A 22,076-nucleotide genomic window follows, 5' to 3' on the forward strand; every position below is an offset into this window, starting at 1 on the left:
AAGACGTTGCCCCGTTTAGCCGCCCGGCGTCGTATCGTGAATATGACTGAGAAAGGCCGAATCCGTCGCATTGGTGTTCAGGACGGTTACCGTCATGCCATTGATCGTGATGACGGCATCGGAACCCACCTGGGTGACGACATAATTGGCCCCGACGTAACGGAAGTTGATCGTATCGCCCTCGGCCGCCGAGAAATCGGTGACGACGTCGTTGCCGGCATTTTGAGTAAAGGTGAAGGCATCGGCGCCGGCACCGCCCGTGAGTTGGTCGTCGCCAAAACTACCGTTGATATTATTGGCGGCGGCATTGCCGACGATCATATTGCCCAAGGCATTGCCATAGGCGTTCTGACCGGCGAGCAGAACGAGATTTTCCACCTGGTGTGTCGCCGGGTCGCCAGTCCCACCAAGATTGTAGTTCGATGTCGCGTAGATGGTGTCGTTCCCGCCTCCGGCCAATTCGATGACAACATCCTGGTTGGTGTCGACATAGTAGCTATCATCTCCAGCACCACCACTCAGGTGATCAACGCCGGCGCCGCCATCCAGGACATTGTTACCGGCATTGCCGGTCAGTTTATTGCTGCCATCATGTCCCGTCAGGTTGAGATCGGCCGAACCGGACAGGGTGGCGTTCTCGAAATTGGCGTAATTCGCCAGATCAATGGAGAAGGGTGCTACGACCGTATCCACACCGCCTCCGGCAAGTTCAACAAGCGTGTCACTGGCATCGATCCAGTAGACATCGTCTCGTGCGCCCCCAATAAGGGTATCCGCGCCGCCGCCTCCCGTCAGGACATTGTCACTCGCGTTGCCGGTCAAAATATTGTCCAGACCGTTACCCGTTACATTGGCAGCCAGGGCCCCCATCAGGGTCAGGTTTTCGACAAAGCCTCCGCTCAAACTGAAACTGACCCGGCTATAAACGATATCCGTGCCCTGGCCGGATAATTCAGTGACGGTGTCGCCGCTATTGTCGACCCAATAGGTGTCATTGCCGGCACCACCGACCATAGTGTCCTTACCCGCACTGCCGTCCAGGACATTATTGCCGGCATTGCCGGTGAGGACATTGTTCGCGCCATTGCCGGTGCCATTGACATTGGCCATGCCGCTCAGTGTCAGATTCTCGATCTGGGTGTCGACCAGGCTGTAGTTCAATCCCGTCACGACCGTGTCCGTGCCGCCATTGGCCAATTCGACAATGCTGTCGGAAAGATCGTCGATCCGGTAGGTGTCATTTCCCTTGCCGCCGACCATGGTGTCGGTACCGCCCCCACCGCTCAGCACATTGTTCCCGCTGTTGCCGGTCAGAAGGTTATCCAGTCCGTTGCCTTGGGCGTTGATATCGCCGGTGCCGGTTAGGGTCAGGTTTTCGATCGCCGTACCGCTCAGGCCGAAGCTCACCGAGGCCATGACGGTGTCCATGCCTTGGCCGGTATAATCGAAGACCTTGTCGCCGGCATTGTCGACGACAAAGGTATCGTTGCCATTACCTCCGTACAGGCTGTCGGCGCCCAGGCCGCCATTGAGCACATCATTGCCGTCAAGGCCGCGCAAAGCGTTATTGCCGGCGTTCCCGGTCAAAAGATTTCCCATGGTATTGCCAGTGCCCAGACGGTTAAATACGCCCGTCAGGGTGAGGTTTTCCAGGTCATCCGTCAGTACGTAGGAAACGCTGGATTCGACCGAATCCGTGCCTTCACCGCCGTATTCGGCGACGATATCGCCAGTATTGTCGACAATATAGGTATCGTTGCCCGAACCACCGATCAGGACGTCGGCGCCCAGTCCGCCGTCGATCCGGTTATTGGCGCCATTGCCGGTGATCGTATTGTTAAGGTCGTTGCCGGCGGCCGAATAGTTGCCTGTCCCGATCAGGGTCAGGTCCTCGACATTGGCGCCCAGGGTGTAGCCGAGATGAGCGTAGATGTGGTCGAGGCCCTCATTGGCGCCTTCGGTGACGACATCGCCGGCATTGTCGACAAAGTAGGTATCGTCGCCCGTGCCGCCGTTCAGGGTATCCTTGCCAATACCGCCATCCAATGTGTCGTCGCCATCCTCGCCATAAAGAGTATCATTGCCGGTACCGCCGTCGACCGTGTCGTCGCCAGCGCCGGCCTGGACGGTGTCATCGCCGCCAAGCGCCTTGATGGTGTCCCCGGCCGTCGTGCCGGTCAGGGATTCGCCGGCGTCGGTGCCTGTGATTTTCATGGACGTCTCCTTGGATGGAAGCTTGGTGGCGAATATACTGCCGAAAGGATGGAAGTATGACTGAGGAAAGGTTGGTGCGCACGACAGGAAGACGCCGCGCGGCGCCGTATCCGCCTAATCGATAAATTGAATCCGTGTAAGCAGGCTATGGTCGGCCAAGGTGTTCAGGAAAGTGATGGACTGGCCTTTAAGAGTGAGAACAGCATCAGGGCCTGCCTGCGTCAAGCCGTAGTGACTGCCGATATGATAAATCCTTACCACATCGTGTTCGGCGATTGAGAAGTCGGTGATGGTATCGTGGCCGAAATTGCCGATGAAATCAAATTCATCACGGCCGGCGCCACCCGTCAGCCGGTCATTACCATAATCGCCCAGAATCACGTTGTTGGCGCTGTTGCCTGTCAGGTTGTTGTCCAAGGAATTGCCTTCACAAAGAACGGCTTGCGACCCGGTCAAAACCAGGTTTTCCACAAATGTCCCGAACAGGTTGAACGGACCGGCGGCGTAGATGGTGTCCGTACCTTCACCGGCGTGTTCGATGACACGATCGGTTGAATGGGCATAGTAGACATCGTTGCCCGCCCCGCCGGCCATGGTGTCTCCGCCAAACACGCCATCGAGAACATTATTGCCGCTATTGCCGGTCAGGACGTTGGCTTCATTGTTACCGGTTAGATTGACATTGCCGTTTCCGGAGAGTGAGACATTTTCGACATTACGATAGACCTGAAGGTCGATGGAAAAGCCGGCCTCAATAGTATCGTTGCCTTCGCTGGCCCATTCGGTGACAGTGTCGTACGTGTCACCCAGTTGGTAGATATCATTGCCCGGACCGCCGATCAGTGAATCGGCGCCAAAACCGCCATTCAGGACATTGTTGCCGCTATTGCCGGTGAGGACGTTGCCAAGGCTGTTACCCATGGCATTGATGGAGTTGGTTCCAACCAAGGTCAGGCCTTCGACAAAACTGCCGCTCAGGCTGAAGCTGACAGCGGCCATCACAATGTCGATGCCGCTATCGTTACGCTCGACGACTTGATCGCGGGCATTGTCGACATAGTAGGTATCGCCGCCCGTACCACCGATCAGTATGTCGGCGCCGATACCGCCGTCCAGGATGTCATTCCCGCTGCCACCGTCGACGGTGTCATCGCCCGCGCCGGCGTGGACGGTGTCGTCGCCGCCCAGCGCCTTGATGGTATCGCTATCGCCTGTACCGGTCAGGGATTCGCCCGCGTCAGTGCCCGTGATTTTCATGAGGGGCCTCTTGGCTATTTAACCGTGTTGTATGTGACTGAGGAAGTCTGGATCCGTGGCGTTGGTATTGAGAACAGTAACGGTTTGACCATTTAAAGTGATGACCGCGTCGGCACCGACCTGGGTAATGACAAAGTCATGAGTTGTATCGTTGAAAAGTATCCTGTCGCCTTCCGCCGCCGAAAAATCAGTGATGACATCCGCACCGAACGCTCGCAGGAAATGGAACGCATCCGCACCGGCGCCGCCCGTGAGACGATCATTGCCATAACTGCCGTCGATATAATTATCTCCGGCGTTGCCGATCAAGGTATTGGCCTGCGAATTACCCAGGGCATAGTCGGAGGCAGATCCGGTTAGAATGAGCGTTTCGACGAAAGTCCCATAAAGATTGAAGCCCGCGGCCGCATAGACCGTATCGTTACCGCCGCCGGCGCTTTCAACGACCCGGTCGTCCGCACGAGCGGCATAGAAGATATCGTCGCCGTCGCCGCCTATGAGAGTATCGGCGCCGGCACCCCCGTCCAGCACATCGTTGCCGCTCCCGCCATCGATATGGTTAATGCCGGCATTGCCGGTGAGGTGATTGTCGAGCGAATTGCCAGTAGCATTGATATCACCACTACCCTTCATCACCAGGTCTTCGACAAAGGCGCCGGCCAGGCTGAATGTAACCGAGGCATGAACGACATCCATGCCCTCGCCGGCATTTTCCACGATGTGGTCGCCAGCATTCTCGACGACATAGGTATCATTGCCGGCGCCACCAATCATGGTGTCGTTGCCGTCGAGGCCGCGCAGAACGTTGTCCCSGGCATTGCCTGTCAGCACATTGRCCAGTCCATTACCGGTAGCGTTGAGATTGGCGCTGCCCGTGAGTGTCAGGTTATCGAGATAGGCGCCGAGTTGATAGGACATGCCGGTAATAACCGTGTCGATACCGGAGCCAGGATCCTCGACAAGGGTGTCGCTGCCATCGACAAAATAGGTATCGTTGCCAAGGCCGCCTATCAGGGTGTCGACGCCCCCACCGCCACGCAGCGCGTTGTCCCCGCTATTGCCGACAAGGGTATTACCCAACCCGTTGCCCGTGGCATCGATATTGGCGGCGCCGGTTAGGTTCACGTTTTCGATGGCCGTGCCGCTGAGGCTGAGGGTCACTGAGGAAAACACCCGGTCCGTTCCCTGGCCGGTATAGTCGTGAACCGTGTCACCGGTGTTGTCGACATAGAAGACATCATCACCCATGCCGCCATACATGGCGTCTGCGCCGGCGCCGCCGGTGATAACATCATTGCCGTCATTGCCGCGCAGGGTATTGGCTCCCGAATTGCCGTTCAGCACATTGTCGAGGGCATTGCCATTGCCGTAGCGATTACCGCTTCCCGTCAGGGTCAGGCTTTCGAGATTGTCGCCCAGGCTGTAGGACGCAGAAGCTTCGACCGAGTCGGTACCCTCGCCGCCATATTCGACGACCAAGTCGTTGACGTTATCGACAACATAGGTGTCGTTGCCGATGCCGCCGACCAGGACATCGCCACCCAAGCCGCCATCGAGGCGATTATTACCGACATTGCCGGTGATCGTATTGTCGAGGTCGTTGCCCGTGCCGGCATAGTTGCCGCCACCGATCAGGGTCAGGTTCTCGACATCGGCGGTCAGCTCGTAACTGAGATGGGCGATGACATTGTCGGTGCCGGCGTCGGCCAGTTCGGTGACGCTGTCGCCGGCGTTATCGACATAATAGGTGTCATTCCCCTGGAGGCCAGCCAGCGTGTCAGCGCCAAAACTGCCGTCCAGAATGTTATCGCGAAAGGTACCTGTGATGACATTGTCGAGACGATTACCGGTACCCTGTTCGGCGGAACTGCCCACCAGAATAAGGTTTTCGACATTTTCGCTCAGCACCATGCTGGCGCCCGAGGTGACGGTGTCGATCCCCTCATTTACGCCTTCGACAATGGTGGCGCCGTCCTGCGTGAAATACTGGTCGTTGCCCGATCCGCCGTACAACGTATTGAGCGGCCCATTCCCGGTCAGGACATCGTCGCCGTCATCTCCATAAAGCATACCGAAGCCACTATTGACCGTGATCGTGTCATTACCAGCCCCACCGTGCGCTTCTTCGTGAAACCCGATGCCGTTATCTGCTCCCAGGTGAATGATGTCATCGCCATCGCCTCCAAAAGCCACATCGTTGCCGCCATTGCCTTCGATGGTGTCATTGCCAGCCAGGCCTTCGATATGGTCGTCGCCGGCTGTGCCAGTGAGGTGGTCATTTTCCGGTGTGCCCGTGATATCCATGTTTGTCTCTCCTGTGTCTGTCTAAAGCGTCCGCAACCGTATGCTGCTACCACACCATGTGGGCGGCGACGTCGGCGGCAGTGGCGTTAAGGATGGTGATGGTGGCATAGCCGAGGTTGATATGGACATCGCCGCCTGACTGGACGATCAGGTGATCCTTGGCGTCGCCGTGGGTCAGTGCGTGGGTGTCGATATGGTCGCCCTGAGCACCTGAGAAATCGCTAACCGTGTCATTGCCGCCGGTCTCGAAGACAAAGGTGTCAGCCCCCAGGCCCCCGCTCAGAACATCATGACCGTAGCCGCCGTTAAGAACATTATCCCCGCTGTTGCCAGTGATGACGTTATCGAGATGGTTGCCGGTACCATTGATATCGCCGCTACCGGTCAGGACCAGGTCCTCGATAAAGTTGGCACGGCCGGTCAGCGACCACGACACAGAAGCCATGACCGTATCGTGGCCCTCGCCATCGTTTTCGATGACCCGGTCGCCCGTATCGACGATAAAGGTATCGTTGCCGGTGCCGCCATAGAGCGCATTATGCCCCTTGCCGCCGTCGAGCGTATCATTGCCGCCCCAGCCATAGAGGCTGTCGTCGCCGCTCAGGCCGCTCAAGCTATTGGCGCCGTCATTGCCGGCGATGACATTGTCGAGGCCATTGCCCGTGCCATTAATGGCGCCCGTTTCGGACAGGGTCAGGTTCTCGAGCCATGTGCCCAGCGTGAAATCGATGGAAGACTGCACCAGGTCGGTGCCGGCATTGGCGCCGCCGACATTGTCATAGACGCGGTCGCCGGCATTATCGACGACAAAGGTGTCGTCGCCGGCCCCGCCTTCCATGCGGTCGCCGCCGCCCTCACCATTGATGATGTCATTGCCGGCGCCGCCATAGAGGGCATTGGCCGCGGCATTGCCGGTGACGACATTGTCGAGTGCATTGCCGGTACCGCTGATCGCCGTGCCGGTCAGCAGCAGGGTCTCGATATTGTCGCCCAGAACATAGCTGACCGAGGATTCGACCGTGTCCAGCCCGGTATCGCCATATTCGACGGCGACATCGCCGCTGTTGTCAACAATAAAGGTGTCGGAGCCGATGCCGCCATATAGGGTATCGGCGCCCGCCTTGCCGTCCAGCCAGTTATTGCCGTCATTGCCGGTGATGATATTGGACAGCGCATTGCCGGTGCCGGCATAGTCACCATTGCCCTGAAGCGTGAGGTCCTCGACATTGTTGGTCAAGGTGTAGCTGATGTGCGAAAAGACGCTGTCGTGGCCTTCTCCCACCAATTCGACCACGCCGTCGCCGGTATTGTCGACATAATAGGTATCATTTCCCATGCCGCCCTTCATGGTATCGCCGCCGAATGCCCCGTCGAGAATATCGTCGCCCAGACTTCCGGTCAGCAGATTGTCGAGCCCATTGCCGACGCCGTGACCGTCGATCGTCAGGTTTTCGAAATTGTCACCCAGAACGTAGAAGCTTGGACGATTGTAATTTTCGATGCGAACGGTGTCGATGCCTTCACCGACGTTCTCGACAAGAGTGCCAATCTGGCCCGTTTGGGCACTGGCCTGGATAACATAGGTGTCGTTACCGTTACCGCCATAGACATGCGAGGTCGCATCACGCATGTCGAAGGCCAAGAGATCGTTGCCGTCTCCGCCATAGAGATTGCAGTTGTAAAACTCTCCATTGACATAATCATCGCCAGCGCCGCCGTCGATTGTGGTATCGTGAATGTAAGAAGCCGTTATCGCGTCGTCACCGGTGCCGCCAAAAACCTGGTTGCTGTTCCCATAGAGGCTGACTCGGTCATCGCCGGCACCGCCGAAAACCTGATTCCCGACTCCTCCGACGGTAATCTGATCATTGTCGGCGCCGCCGTCCACCAAGCCATTCGACCCGGACATGGTCATATGATCCCGGTTGGCATCGCCATAGATCATGCTGCCGGACCCGGAGGCGGAAATCGTGTCATAGCCATTACCGCCATGGATGACGTCACGGCCACCATTGCCGTTCAAGGTATCATTGCCGTCATTGCCGTCGATCGTGTCATCACCGGTCGTGCCGGTGTAATTGTCGTTGGTCGGTGTTCCCACAAAAACAGCCATGCTTGTCTCTCCCGTAAATCATTATAGATGTTGGTATTTTTACCAAATAATATTCAAATGCGCTGTGTCGGCGTTGAGCACGGTAATGACATTGCCGCCGCCCATGTCGATCTGCACGTCGCTGCCGACCTGGATCAGCCATTCGCTGTGCACGACATTGACCGAAATGGCGTGAAGATCGATGGTGTCGCGATGGGCCTCCAGACTGTCGGTCGCGTGATAGTCGGTGATCGTGTCGGCGCCGCCCTTCTTTTCGAACAGGAAGGTGTCATAGCCTTCGCCGCCTGTCAGGGTGTCGGCGCCGAAGCCGCCCGCCAGGATATTGTCGCCGTCATTGCCGATCAGGGCATTGGCCAGGCTGTTGCCGGTAGCGTTGATGTTCGCCGTGCCGGTCAATTGGAGGTTCTCGACGAAGCTTCCGGCCAGGGTCCAGGTGAGCGAAGCGTGGATCGTGTCGGTGCCGGCGCCGGCCTTTTCCGTCACCACGTCACCGGCATTGTCGACCCAGAAAGTATCGTCGCCGGTGCCGCCGATCATGGTGTCCGCGCCCGCGCCACCATCCAGGGCATCATTACCGGCGCCGCCATCCAGCTTGTTGATAGCGCCATTGCCGGTGATGACGTTGCCGTCGCCATTGCCGGTACCGTCGATCGCCGCCGATCCGGTCAGGGTCAGATTGTCGACATTCGCCGCCAGTTTCAGGGTTATCGACGACAGGACGGTGTCCGTGCCCTCGCCGACGGCTTCGACGATCGTGCTGCCAGCGGCATTGACAATATAGGTGTCGTCGCCCAGCCCGCCGGCCAAAACATCCGTGCCGCCACCACCGCTCAGCACATCGTCGCCGCCCATGCCGAACAGCGAATTATTACCGCTATTGCCGGTGATGGTCTCGCTGTCATCGCTGCCGGTACCGTTGATATTGCCGGTGCCGGTGAGCAGGAAAATTTCGACGCCCGTGGCGATAGTGAAGCTCACTGCTGCCTTGACCGTATCTACACCTGTATCGCCGAATTCCAGGACATAGTCGTCGGCATTGTCGACCATATAGGTATCCGAACCGATACCGCCGATCATGGTGTCGGCACCGGCCTGGCCATCGATCAGGTTGTTGCCGTCATTGCCGGTCAGGATGTTTTCGGAGGCATTGCCGGTGGCGCTGTAATTGCCGTTGCCTTGCAGGGTCAGGTTCTCGACATTGGCCGATAGGGTATAGCTGACGTGCGACCACACGCTGTCATTGCCTTGCCGTGCCGCCTCGACGACGACATCGCCGACATTGTCGACATAGTAGCTGTCGTCGCCGGCGCCGCCCTTCATGATATCAGCACCGACCGCGCCGTCCAGGACGTCGTCACCGTTCAACCCGGTGAGAACATTATCGAGGCGATTGCCGGTGCCGCGGCCGCTGGCGCCGCTGCTGTCGGCCAGCAGGACGAGATTTTCCAGATTGGCGCCAAGAGTGTAATTGCCGTAGGCCTGGACGGTGTCGATCCCCTCGCCGGCATTTTCCAGCGGCGCCGTATGGATGCTGGCATTGGGGCCGACAATGTAGGTGTCATCGCCTACACCGCCGGAGGCAATAGCGGCGTCGCCGGTACTCAGGATATAGATCGTGTCGTTGCCTATCCCGCCGTACACCTGGTTATCGATGCCGGAAACGTGGATGATATCGTCACCATCATCACCATAGCCGATGCCACCGGTTGCGTTGACCGTCACTTGGTCATTACCCACACTCCCGACCGCCAGGCCACCGGTGCCGTCGAGACGGATTATGTCATCGCCGTCTTCGCCGTATAGCAGATTGGCGGCGCCGTTCGCGGACAGGTTATCATTGTCGATGCCGCCGTTTTCGTGCGTGTTGTCGCCGATGACCTGGAGGTTATCCGCCCCGACATCACCCGTGAGAATATTGTTGTTGCCGCTAATGGTCAGGTGATCGTTGCCGTCTCCGCCGATGAGGGTATTGGTGTTCGAATTGCTGCCGCCAAAGCTATCGTTACCGGCGCCGCCATCAAAATAGTTATTGTCGCCGGTATAAAGTGAAACATTGTCGTTACCGTCACCGCCATAAATTTTGTGCCGGCTACTATAGGTCGCAGTGGCGGCAAAATCGATGTAAAACCGGTCATCACCAGTCCCACCATCTATCACGTTAATGCCACCGTCCGCATGGATAATATCATTGCCGGCGCCGCCGGTAATGGTGCAATGTGAGCCCTTGCTGACAATCTGGTCGTTGCCGTCGCCGCCGTCGAGGACGTCACGCCCTCCCCAGCCCAGGATTTCATCGTCGCCACCCAGGCCCTGGATGTTGTCGTCGCCGCTACTGCCATTCAAGAAATTGTTGCCAGCGTTGCCCACCAAAGTGACCATGGTCGTTTCTCCTGCCGTTATATATCGTCCTAAAAATTCGGTATCGGCTGCGCCGGTTTGGTACTGCCGGCGCCGCTTACAAATTTACCAATTCATATGGGCCGCGACATCGGACGCGGTGGCGCCCAGCACGGTAATCGCGTTGCTGCCGCTGAGGTGAATGGTGACATCGCCGCCGGTCTGCTCGATGCGGAACAGCTTAACCGTGCCTTGGGTATAGGCGTGGATGTCGATGGTATCGCCGTCGCCGGCGGAAAAGTCGGCTATTGTGTCGACGCCGCTGGTCTGGTTGAAGACGAAGGTGTCTGCGCCCAGGCCGCCGGTCAGGACGTCGTGGCCGAAGCCGCCGTCCATGCGGTTATTGCCCCTGTTGCCGGTAATGACATTGTCGAGATGGTTGCCGGTGGCGTCGATATTAGTGCTGCCGGTCAGGATCAGGTCTTCGATAAAGTTGGCGCGGAAATTCAGCGACCATGTGACCGAGGCCATGACCGTGTCGTGGCCTTCGCCGATGTTTTCGACCACGCTGTCGCCGGTGTCGACGGTACAGGTGTCGTCGCCCATACCGCCGGCCAGGACATTATGACCCTTGCCGCCGTCGAGGGTGTCATCGCCACCCAGGCCGTAGAGGGTGTCATTGCCGCTCAATCCGTTCAGAACATTCGCGCCGTCATTGCCGGTGATGACATTGTCGAGGCCGTTGCCGGTGCCGTCGAGATCGGCCGCGCCGGTCAGGGTCAGGTTTTCCAGCAAGGTGCCGAGCGTCCAGCTGAGCGAAGACACGACCAGGTCCGTGCCGGCATTGACGCCGCCGGCATTGTCATAGACGCGGTCATTGGCATCATCGACGATATAGGTGTCGTCGCCGGCCCCACCTTCCATGCGGTCGCCGCCGGCCCCGCCGTCCAGCCAGTCATTACCCGCCAGGCCGTAGAGGGCGTTGACGGCGGAATTGCCGGTGATGACATTGTCGACGGCATTGCCGGTGGCGTTGGCGGCCACCGCTCCGGTTAAGGTCAGGTTCTCGAACCAGGTATCGAGCGTAAAGGTCCGGCCGACGCGTATGGTGTCGATGCCGCTATCGCTATATTCGACGGCGAGGTCGCCCGGATTGTCGAGCACATAGGTGTCCGAGCCTATGCCGCCGATCAGGGTATCCGCGCCGGCGCCGCCATCCAGCCAGTTATCGCCATCATTGCCAGTGATATAGTTGTCGAGAGCGTTGCCGGTGGCGGACAGATTGCCGTTACCGAGCAGAGTCAGGTTTTCGACATTAACCGTCAGGCTATAGTCGACATGGGTGAAGACGATATCCTGTTTGCCTTCGCCGGCCAGTTCGATCACGATATCGCCGGCATTGTCGACATAATAACTGTCATTGCCCGCGCCGCCCGTCATGGTGTCGGCGCCGAGATCACCATCGAGGATATCGCCTTCCTCGCTTCCCGTAAGAATGTTGTCGGTACGATTGCCGATGCCGTGCCCGCCCATATTGTTGGCAGCTACAATGACAAGATTTTCGAGATTGGTATCGAGTCGGTACGTCAGATTGTCTTCGACATAGGCGGTATCGACGCCTTCGCCGACGTTTTCGATAATGTCGGCGTTAAAGTTTTCATAGACGTGATAGGAATCGTCACCAACTCCACCGACAGCAAGACCRCCATTTCCGGACCTGAGGTAGATAATGTCGTTGCCAATTCCGCCATAGGCCCGGGCATTGTTACCGTCGAAGTAAAGCGTATCGTTGCCGACGCCACCTTCACCCCAACCGTTATCGCGGACAAAAAGGCGATCATTGCCGTTTCCGCCAATACCGTGACCGTTGGCTACACCTACTGAGTCATCGCCTTCGCCACCATCGGCGACGCCGCCTACGCCATTAACATTGACGTTATCGTTGCCAAGGCCACCATGAACAGTGCCGCCTATCAATGAGGTGCTACTCAGGCCGTCATTGCCGTCGCCACCTTCAAGGACAGAATCGCGGCCGGACGCGCTGACGAAGTCGTCCCCCGAGCCACCATCGAGAAAGCTGTCGCGACCGGCGGCCTCGATGCCATCCCGTCCAGCCCCGCCATAAATGGTGACACTCAACGGACTGGTGCTTTCTATGCTGTCATTGCCGTCGCCGCCGTCGAGCACGTCATGCCCGCCATAGCCACGGATATCGTCATTGCCGCCAAGACCTTGAATATTATCGTCGCCGGCCGTGCCCTTGAGCAGGTTATTGCGGCCGTCGCCCACGAGATTAACCATGGTCGTTCCCTCTTGCTGTTTCGTTTTTTTATGGTCGAACGCAAGCCCCCCGGTCCGCCTACAGCGGAAGCTCGGAGCTAGGGTTAACAGCGAATGGTTTCAACAGCAAGCGTATCGCGGCATTGTGACCCGCGGGCGAGATCCGCGACTACCAGACGATATGGGCGGTTACATTGGCGACAGTGGCACCCAAAACGGTGACGACATTACCACCGCCCAGCGTGATCACCACATCACCGCCGGACTGGGCCAGGATGTTGCTGACGGTGCCATGGGTATAGGCATGGAGGTTGATCGTGTCACCTGCCACGGCCGAGAAGTCGTCGATCGTGTCGGCGCCGGATGCCGTTTTGAACAGGAAGGTATCGGCCCCGCTGCCGCCGTGCAGCAGATCGGCGCCATAGCCGCCGTCCAGGACGTTGTTGCCAGTATTGCCGGAGAGCGTGTTGGCCAAACTGTTGCCCGTGCCGTTGATGGCTCCGCTACCGCTCAGATAGAGGTTCTCGACGGCCTGGCCCGACAGGCTGAACGTGACGCTGGAGGTCACCGAATCCACGCCCTGATCGCCGCCTTCGATCACGACATCGCCACTGTTATCGACCCAGTAGGTGTCGTCACCCTTGCCGCCGGTCATGGTGTCGGCGCCGCCCAAACCATTCAGCGTGTCGTCGCCATAGCCGCCGGTCAGGGTGTTGGCGCCGGCATTTCCCGACAGCGTGTTGTCGAGGCTGTTGCCGGTAGCAGCGAAATCACCGGTGCCGGTCAGCATCAGCGCTTCGACGAAACTGCCGGTCAGGCTGTAGCTGAGCGAGGCCTGGACCGTATCATTGCCCTGTGCTGTCAGGTCCTTGACGACATCGCCGGCATTGTCGACGACATAGGTATCGTCGCCTACACCGCCATACAAAATGTCGGCGCCGGCGCCGCCATCCAGCGTGTCGTTGCCTGCAGTGCCGATCAGGGTCTGGCTGCCCGTGAGGTCGGTCGTGGCGGCGAAGACCTTTTGAAAAATACCGGCCGGCAGATTGCCCGCCTGGCCGCGGCTGGTCCAGGACACGACGAAGCCGCCGTCATCCAGGCCGGCGATCGATAATTCGTCGTCGAAGCCATTGTAACCGCCGCCCTCGCTGACCAGGGTCTCGGGGCCTATCTTGTTGCCCAGGCTGTCGAAGCGTTGCAGGTAAACGTCGTCATTGGCGGTATTAAAGACGTCGCGCATCCAGGCGATAACATAGCCGCCGTCGCTTAATGCGGCGACGTGCGAGGTAATCGAGATATGGGGGTCATCGACAGTGATCGGGTTGTCGCCGCTGATGACACCGCCCGCGGCGTTAAAATGGGCGCTATGGATCTGCACGCTGGCCGGCACATCGTCGGCCGTGGTCCAGCTGGCGACATAACTGCCGTCGGTCAGGGTGGCGATGGCCACCGTCCCGGTCGAGTCATTGCCCAGCGTATCCAGCTGGGTTTCGCCGCCCACCGCGTTGCCGGTTGCGTCATAACGCTGAACGAACACGCCCGGGCTGAAAAGGTTGGCGCCGAAGCCGTTCCACACGATGAGATAGCCGCCGTCGTCCATGGCCGCGACGGCCGATATCCCCTGGGCGCCGGCCGTCGATGTGCTGACATGGACTTCGCCACCGACCGTGTCACCCGAACTGTCGTAAAGTTGTGCATAGACGCCTGTGCCGCTGCCGTCCTGCCCCAGGCTTTGCCAGGTGACGACATAGCCGCCGCCCTCAAGGCCGGCGATCGCCACGCGGTCCTGATCGTTGGCCGTCGCGGTGTTGGCGCGCTGGACATCGCCGCCGACGCCCGCGGAATCGAATTGCCGGAGATAGACGCCAGTACCGCTGCCGTCGCCGCCCGTCCCCAGCGTCCAACCCACGACATAGCCGCCGTCGCTTAAACCCGTCACGAACGGCTGCGTTGCCTCGCCGGCGGCCTCCGCCGCCACCAGGAAACGCCCGCCGACCGCGTCGCCGTCGGCATCGTAGCGTTGGGCATAGATATCGCGCGCACCGGCGCCGCCGTCATCGCGCCAGACGACGATGTAGCCGCCGTCGTCCAGACGCGCCACGGTCGGATCACGGGCGCCGTTCGTCTGGGACACGCTATTGACGGCCGTTTCGGCGCCGACATCGAGGATGCTCGTCATGATCTGTCTCCCTGGCATGGGCAGGCTCAGCGGCCACCCTTGCGGGAAGTCTTACCACGCAGGTAGCGAGGTACAAATCACAAATAACGTTGTTACTTTATACTCTTTTACCACACCATGTGTGCGCTGACATCTGCGAGCGTGGCGCTGAGTACGGTGACGACATTGCCGCCACCGAGGTCGATCTGGACGTCCCCGCCGACCTGGCTGAGCCAGGTTGGCTGGACGTGACCGCTGGCCACGGCGTGGACATTGATGCTGTCGTTTTGCGCGGCGGAGAAGTCATGAATATAGTCGGTTCCGCTGGCGGTGCCGAAGACGAAGGTATCAGCGCCCAGGCCGCCATAATAATGGTCGTCGCCATAGCCGCCGTTGAAACGATTGTCGGCGCTGTTGCCGGTCAGGATATTGTCCTGCGAGTTGCCGGTGGCGTCGATATTACCGGTCCCCGTCAGGGTCATGTTCTCGGCGAATTGGCCGGCCAGGCTGAAGCTGACCGAGGCATTGACTTGATCGTTGCCCTGGCCGTTCAGTTCGGTGATGGTATCGCCGGCATTGTCAATGACATAGGTGTCCGAACCAAAGCCACCGACCAGGCTGTCAGCCCCGGCGCCGCCATCCAGCGTGTCGTCGCCCGAAGCTCCCGTCAGGGTATTGGCGGCGGAATTGCCGGTCAGCGCATTGTTCAGGCTGTTGCCGGTGGCATCGATGATACCGGAGCCGGTGAGCACGATATTGTCGGCATAGAAACCATAGAGGCTGAAGCTGACCGACGCCATGACGGTGTCAGTGCCTTCGCCATTGAAATCCCAGACAACATCGCTGCTGTTGTCGACGATATAGGTGTCGTCGCCTATTCCCCCCGTCAGGATATCGGCGCCCGCGCCGCCATCCAGTGTATCATTGCCACCCAAACCGATCAGGCTGTTATCCGAAGCGTTACCGATAATAATATTGGCCAGGGCATTGCCGTAACAATAGGCCGCCGTGCCGGTGAGCGTAATGTTTTCAAGATTGGCGCCCAGGGTGAAATTGACGGAGGTCAGGACCGTATCCGTGCCCTCGCCCGGGTTTTCAACGGCCACGTCGCCGGTATTATCGACGGTGTAGACGTCGTCGCCGGCCAGGCCGGACATGGTGTCAGCGCCGGTGCCGCCGTCGATCGTATCGTCCGAACTGGTGCCCGTAAGCGTATCGTTACCTGTTGTGCCGACAATATTGGCCATGACCGTTCCTCCGTCCCGCGGTTTTTGTTGTTATGCTTACGCCACTACAACGCCACGCCACGCGATCCACCCGACGGCGGAAACTTGGTGTGGAGGTTAGCAGCGAAACATGACAGTCGCAATACAATCGCGTTTTCGTGAAGGGCCGAGAGGTTATAACTTACCAGACAATGCGGGCGTTGACGTGGCCCCTTCGCGAACGAATAGACTATGGCCCAAAAAATTCATGACATCGTCACCCTTCTCCGCTAAACGCGCGGCATGATTATTCAGACCGAACACGACACCATCGAGGAAAAGGGCTGGGCCACCGCCAAGACCCTGGCCGAAGCCCTGCCCTATATCCAGATCTACGACCGCGAGATCGTGACGATCAAGTATGGCGGCCATGCCATGGGCGAGGCCGAAACAGCGAAAATCTTCGCCTCGGACATCGTGCTCTTGAAGCTCCTGGGCATCCATCCCGTGGTCGTGCACGGCGGCGGGCCGCAGATCTCGGCCATGCTGGGCCGCGCGGGCGTCAAGTCGACCTTTATCGACGGCCTGCGCGTCACCGACGACGCCACCATGGAGATCGCCGAGATGGTGCTGTCCGGCGCCGTCAACAAAGAAATCGCCAATTGGATTACCCGCGCCGGCGCCGAAGCCGACGTCCGCGGGGTCGGTCTCTCCGGCAAGGACGCCGGCCTGATCACCGTTGAAAAGGCCACGCGCACGCGCAAAGACCCCGACAGCATGATCGAGCAGGTCGTCGATCTCGGCTTTGTCGGCGAGCCCAAGAATGTCGACGACAAGCTGTTACGTACCCTGATCGACGATCCGAACCACGACTATGTCCCGGTGATCGCGCCGATCGGCGTGTCGGACGACGGCCATACCTTCAATATCAATGCCGATACGGTGGCCGGCGCGGTGGCCGGCAAGCTCAATGCCAAGCGCATGTTGCTGTTGACCGACATCGCCGGCGTGCTCGACGAAAACAAGAAGCTGATCCGTCAGATGTCGGTGTCGGAGGCCCGCGAGCTGATCGCCAGCGGTGTCGCCAATGGCGGCATGATCCCGAAGCTGGAAACCGCCATCATGGCGATCGAAGCCGGGGTCGAGGCCGTGGTTATTCTCGACGGCCGCCGTCCCCACGCCATGCTGGTCGAGCTCTTTACCGAGCACGGTGCCGGCACGCTTATTCAGCGGGACGGTGAGTAAGGGTGAGCACGCTTTCCCACGTCGATACCTGGATTTTCGATCTCGACCAGACGCTCTATCCGCACGAGGCCGAGGTCATGGCCCTGGTCGAAGGCAAGATGACCGCCTTCGTGGCGCGTGAGACCGGCATGCCGATGGCCGAGGCCTATGCCCTGCAAAAGCGCTATCTCAGCGAACACGGCACGACTCTGGCCGGCCTGATGGCCTACCACAATATCGACCCGTACGCCTTCCTCAACGAAGTCCACGACGTCTCGCTCGACAACCTGCATCCGGATCCGGAACTCAACGGCCTGATCAAGGCGATGCGCGGCCGCAAGCTGGTCTTCACCAACGGCGACAGCCGCCACGCCGTGCGCATCTTAGACAAGCTGGACATGACCGCCCTGTTCGAAGGCGTTTTCCATCTCGAACATGCCAACTTTATCCCCAAACCCAATTTGGTGACTTTTGAGAAAATGATGAAGGCCCACGCGGTCGATCCGCGCACCTCGGCCTTTTTCGAGGACAGCCCGAAGAACCTCAAGCCGGCGCACGGGCTCAGCATGAAGACCATCCTGGTCGGGCCCAAGGCCATCGGCAATACCGACGACCATGTCGACTTCCGTAGCCCGTCGCTGCTGATCTTCCTGCGCGACAAGCTGCCGGCACTGCTGGCCTAAAGAAGCCCTGACACGGGCGCGCTCCGGCAATTAGGACTTGATCGCGCCACGTTCCGCCCTTATGGCCTAGCGCATATTTTTCCTCCCCTTACGAAAGCCTGCTCCATGTCCGACCTGGCCGCCTTCAAAGACGATATCGAAGCCGCATGGGAGGTCCGCGACACCCTGACACCGGGCTATCACGGCCAATATCGTGAGGCCGTCATGGGCGCGCTCGACATGATCGATTGCGGCCGTTTCCGTGTCGCCGAAAAGAAGGACGGCGTGTGGGTGACGCACGACTGGCTGAAAAAGGCCGTCCTGCTGTCGTTCCGCCTCAACGGCAATCAGTTGATGCACACCGGCCGCGGCCTGTTCGAACAGGCGCCGTTGGGGCCCTATTGGGACAAGGTGCCCAACAAGTTCGCCAAGTGGAGCGCCGACGACTTCACCGCCGCCGGTTTCCGTGCCGTCCCGGGATCGATCGTGCGTCACGGCGCCTTTATCGCCAAGAACGTCGTGCTGATGCCGTCCTTCGTCAATATCGGCGCCTATGTCGATGAGGGTTCGATGGTCGACGGCTGGTCGACGGTCGGTTCGTGCGCCCAGATCGGCAAGAACGTGCACCTGAGCGGCGGCGTCGGCATCGGCGGCGTGTTGGAGCCCCTACAGGCGGCGCCGACCATCATCGAAGACGACTGCTTTATCGGCGCGCGTTCGGAAGTGGCGGAAGGCGTTATCGTCGAGCAGGGCAGCGTCCTGTCGATGGGGGTTTACCTGTCGGCTTCGACCAAGATTATCGACCGGGCGACGGGCGAAGTCTTCCGCGGCCGCGTACCGTCGTACAGCGTCGTCGTACCCGGCTCCCTGCCAGATCCGAAAGGCGGGCCGTCGCTTTATTGCGCCGTCATCGTCAAGCGTGTCGACGCGCAGACACGAGCAAAGACCGGTATCAACGAACTGCTCAGAGACTAATTCTTTAATCTCCTCCCTATTTCGCAGAAATGGGGAGGTGGCAGCGCAAGGCCGCAGGCCGCGTCGCTGACGGAGGGGTCGCCCCATGCACCTGGTAACTTTCCAAGCCTTAGCCGAATTCCCCGACCGTCTGGAAGCGCATTTCAACGCCTTTGCGCCGGAATATCGCCAATGGTCGCCGCCATCCTGGGCCGGCAGCCCCAGCGAGGACTTTACGGCGCTTGAGCAGATCTGCCATGTCCGCGATATCGAAATCGACGGCTATCAGGTGCGGTTTGCCAGGACGGTTGGTGAAGATCATCCGTTTCTGCCGGGCGTAAACGGGTTCACACTTCGGGATGAGCGGAACTATGCCGGCGCCGATCCGGAAGAGGTCCTGGCCGATTTTCGCGCCGCCAGGGCGCGAACCTTGAGCATTTTGGAAGGCCTGACACCTGAGCAATGGGCGCGGACGGCCGAGTTCGAAGATTACGGCCCAACGACGGTTGTCGGCCTGATGCACTATTTATGCAGCCATGATCAGCAGCATTTGGCCGGGTTGCAATGGCTATTGGGCAAGACCAACGCCAACTAATGGGGTTTGGGGTCCGCGACCTCATACCTTTTCTTACTTCCTTCTTTGACCTTGGCCCGTTGGGCCGGGTCGAAGAAGGAAATAGGGAAGACTTGGGGGCGCAGCCCCCAAACCCCGTTAGTTCACAGTCGGCTTCCCGATCGCCAGCGCATCCCCGTCAAATCCGACATGGATGACGTCGCCATCAACAACGGCCCCGCTGAGGATCTGCTTGGCAATCCCGTCGACCAGCTCTTTCTGAATCACCCGCTTCAACGGACGCGCCCCATAGGCCGGGTCGTAGCCACGCTCGGCCAGGTGGTTCAACGCCGCCTCATCGATGCTGAGCGTCATGTCGCGATCTTTCATCAGCTTCTCCAAACCCTTGAGCTGGATGCGGACGATGTCGTGCATGTGCGCCCGATCGAGACGATGGAACAGGATCATCTCGTCGATACGATTCAGGAATTCCGGACGGAAATGCTTGCGCACGGCGTTCAGCACCAGCGGACGCACGACCTCAATATCGCCGCCCTCCTCCATATTGACCAGGACATCCGAACCCAGGTTCGACGTCATGACGATCAAGGTATTGCGGAAGTCGACCACCCGGCCCTGGCCATCGGTCAAACGGCCGTCGTCCAGAACCTGMAACAGGATATTGAACACGTCCGGATGCGCCTTTTCGACCTCATCGAACAGCACGACTTGATACGGCCGGCGGCGAACCGCTTCGGTCAAGGCCCCGCCTTCGTCATAACCAACATAGCCCGGAGGGGCGCCGATCATGCGCGAAACCGAGTGCTTTTCCATATATTCCGACATGTCCAAACGAGTGATCGCCGTCTCGTCGTCGAACAGAAACTCCGCTAAAGCCTTGTTCAGCTCGGTCTTGCCGACGCCGGTAGGCCCCAGGAACAGGAACGAACCGATCGGACGATTCGGGTCCTTCAATCCGGCGCGGGCGCGACGAACCGCATCCGAAACCGCCGTCAGAGCCTCGTCCTGGCCGACGACGCGTTGCCGCAGCTTGTCTTCCATGCTGAGCAGCTTTTCGCGTTCGCCTTCCAACATCTTGTCGACGGGAATACCGGTCCACCGCGACACGACCTGGGCGATCTGGGCGGCATCGACCACTTCCGGCGTCAAGGGCTTGTCCTCGGCCGTGTCCTCAGCCTTCGCCAATTGCTTCTCAAGATTCGGAATCGTGCCGTACAGAATCTCCGACGCCTTGGCCAAATCACCCGCCCGCTGGGCATTGGCCAGCTCGATACGCGCACGATCCAGCGCTTCGCGTGAACGCGCGGCCGAACCGACCTTGTCCTTCTCGGCCTTCCACTTGACGGTCAGGTCGAGCGACTTTTCTTCCAGCTCTTCCAGGTCTTCCGTCAAACGTTCCAGACGCGTCTTTGAACCGGCATCGGTTTCCTTTTGCAGGGCCTCGCGCTCAATCTTCAACTGCACGATGCGGCGGTCGTACTCGTCGAGCTCTTCAGGCTTGGAATCGACGGCCATGCGGACGCGCGAGCCGGCCTCGTCGATCAGGTCGATCGCCTTGTCGGGCAGGAAACGATCGGCGATATAGCGGTTGGACAGAGTCGCCGCGGCAACGATGGCGCTGTCGGAAATGCGCACACCGTGGTGAACCTCGTACTTTTCCTTCAGGCCGCGCAGGATGGAAATCGTGTCCTCGACGGTCGGCTCGCTGACGAAAACCGGCTGGAACCGCCGCGCCAAAGCCGCGTCCTTTTCGACATGCTTGCGATATTCGTCGAGCGTCGTGGCGCCGACGCAATGCAGTTCGCCACGCGCCAGGGCCGGCTTCAGCAGGTTCGATGCATCCATGGCGCCATCGGACTTGCCGGCGCCAACCAGAGTGTGCATTTCGTCGATGAACAGGACGATCTCGCCCTCGGCGGTCGTGACCTCGTTGAGCACGGCCTTCAGGCGTTCCTCGAACTCACCGCGGTACTTGGCGCCGGCGATCAACGAGCCCATGTCGAGCGCGAACAGCTTCTTGTCTTTCAACGATTCCGGCACATCGCCGTTGATGATGCGCATGGCCAGGCCTTCGACGATGGCGGTCTTGCCGACGCCGGGTTCGCCGATGAGGACGGGGTTGTTCTTGGTGCGGCGGGCCAGGACCTGGATGGTGCGGCGGATTTCTTCGTCACGGCCGATGACCGGATCGATCTTGCCGTCGAGCGCGGACTGGGTCAGGTCGCGGGCATATTTCTTCAAGGCATCGAAGCCGTTTTCAGCCGTCGGACTGTCGGCCGTCTTGCCCTTGCGGAACGAAGCGACGGCGTCCTTGAGCTGCTTCAGCGAAATGCCGGCGGCCTTAAGGAAGGTCGGCCCTTCGGTCGTGTTCAACGCGGCAACCAGCAAACGGTCGGCGGTGACATAGGAATCACCGGCCTTCTTGGCTTCCTCCTCGGCCTCGTTGAACAGCTTGGCCGTGTCATTATGCATATAGAGCTGAGCGGCACCGGTGACCGAGGGCAGCTTGCCCAGGGCCAGGTCGACGGCGACCGTAAAGGCGTCGGCACGGCCGCCGGCCAGGCCGATCAGGCGCGATGCCAGCGATTCCTTGTCCTCGGTCAGTGCCTTGAGAACGTGGACGGGCATGAAATATTGGTGGCTGTTGCCCTGGGCAAAGCTCTGAGCGCTTTGGATAAGCTTTTGAGTTTTTTCGGAATATTTTTCGATATTCATAGTGGTATCGGCTCCCCTGACGGCGAAGTGAATGTGGTGGACGGTCCTTGAAAAAGCAACCGCGATGGGCGTTCACGGC

13 protein-coding genes are annotated in these 22,076 nt (G+C 59.5%); 4 read left to right on the forward strand and 9 right to left on the reverse strand.

What is annotated here, in order from left to right; all coding sequences use genetic code 11:
* Nucleotides 1–15: 15 nt before the first annotated feature.
* From AC1DX3_RS12985 to AC1DX3_RS13020, 8 genes are all read right to left on the reverse strand, one after another.
* Nucleotides 16–2,214, reverse strand: a complete 2,199-nt coding sequence (locus AC1DX3_RS12985) for a beta strand repeat-containing protein (protein ID WP_476989721.1) — start codon at nt 2,212–2,214, stop codon at nt 16–18.
* 114 nt (nt 2,215–2,328) lie between these two features.
* Nucleotides 2,329–3,471 (reverse strand): calcium-binding protein, encoded by a 1,143-nt coding sequence (locus AC1DX3_RS12990; RefSeq protein ID WP_476989722.1) that lies wholly within the window; start codon nt 3,469–3,471, stop codon nt 2,329–2,331.
* An 18-nt stretch (nt 3,472–3,489) separates the two neighbouring features.
* Entirely contained in the window at nt 3,490–5,775 is a 2,286-nt protein-coding gene (locus tag AC1DX3_RS12995) for a beta strand repeat-containing protein (RefSeq protein WP_476989723.1), read from the reverse strand.
* Nucleotides 5,776–5,821: 46 nt separating this feature from the next.
* On the reverse strand, nt 5,822–7,888 hold the full coding sequence (locus AC1DX3_RS13000) for a beta strand repeat-containing protein (protein ID WP_476989724.1): 2,067 nt from the start codon (nt 7,886–7,888) through the stop codon (nt 5,822–5,824).
* Nucleotides 7,889–7,927: 39 nt separating this feature from the next.
* Nucleotides 7,928–10,267, reverse strand: coding sequence for a beta strand repeat-containing protein (locus AC1DX3_RS13005; protein ID WP_476989725.1), 2,340 nt, complete (start codon nt 10,265–10,267; stop codon nt 7,928–7,930).
* An 84-nt stretch (nt 10,268–10,351) separates the two neighbouring features.
* Nucleotides 10,352–12,526, reverse strand: coding sequence for a beta strand repeat-containing protein (locus AC1DX3_RS13010; RefSeq protein ID WP_476989726.1), 2,175 nt, complete (start codon nt 12,524–12,526; stop codon nt 10,352–10,354).
* A gap of 148 nt (nt 12,527–12,674) precedes the next feature.
* Nucleotides 12,675–14,684 carry a hypothetical protein gene (locus AC1DX3_RS13015; RefSeq protein WP_476989727.1) on the reverse strand — a complete coding sequence of 670 codons (2,010 nt, stop codon included), beginning with the start codon at nt 14,682–14,684 and terminating at the stop codon, nt 12,675–12,677.
* A 107-nt stretch (nt 14,685–14,791) separates the two neighbouring features.
* Nucleotides 14,792–15,910 (reverse strand): calcium-binding protein, encoded by a 1,119-nt coding sequence (locus tag AC1DX3_RS13020; protein ID WP_476989728.1) that lies wholly within the window; start codon nt 15,908–15,910, stop codon nt 14,792–14,794.
* Between the two features lie 261 nt (nt 15,911–16,171).
* Between AC1DX3_RS13020 and argB the strand changes: the two genes are divergently transcribed.
* The 4 genes from argB to AC1DX3_RS13040 all read left to right on the forward strand — a co-directional run bounded on the left by argB (nt 16,172) and on the right by AC1DX3_RS13040 (nt 19,303).
* Nucleotides 16,172–17,113 (forward strand): acetylglutamate kinase, encoded by a 942-nt coding sequence (gene argB, locus AC1DX3_RS13025; RefSeq protein ID WP_476989729.1) that lies wholly within the window; start codon nt 16,172–16,174, stop codon nt 17,111–17,113.
* Between the two features lie 2 nt (nt 17,114–17,115).
* Entirely contained in the window at nt 17,116–17,775 is a 660-nt protein-coding gene (locus tag AC1DX3_RS13030) for a pyrimidine 5'-nucleotidase (protein ID WP_476989730.1), read from the forward strand.
* A 105-nt stretch (nt 17,776–17,880) separates the two neighbouring features.
* Nucleotides 17,881–18,729, forward strand: a complete 849-nt coding sequence (gene dapD / locus AC1DX3_RS13035) for a 2,3,4,5-tetrahydropyridine-2,6-dicarboxylate N-succinyltransferase (protein WP_476989731.1) — start codon at nt 17,881–17,883, stop codon at nt 18,727–18,729.
* Between the two features lie 85 nt (nt 18,730–18,814).
* The gene (locus tag AC1DX3_RS13040; RefSeq protein ID WP_476989732.1) at nt 18,815–19,303 is read left to right on the forward strand and encodes a DinB family protein; all 489 of its coding nucleotides are present in this window, start codon (nt 18,815–18,817) and stop codon (nt 19,301–19,303) included.
* A 117-nt stretch (nt 19,304–19,420) separates the two neighbouring features.
* Here the strand turns inward: AC1DX3_RS13040 and clpB are convergent, their stop codons facing one another.
* Nucleotides 19,421–21,997 (reverse strand): ATP-dependent chaperone ClpB, encoded by a 2,577-nt coding sequence (gene clpB, locus AC1DX3_RS13045; RefSeq protein ID WP_476989733.1) that lies wholly within the window; start codon nt 21,995–21,997, stop codon nt 19,421–19,423.
* Nucleotides 21,998–22,076: the final 79 nt, after the last annotated feature.

This window comes from Asticcacaulis sp. P2_B1, from assembly GCF_056404915.1.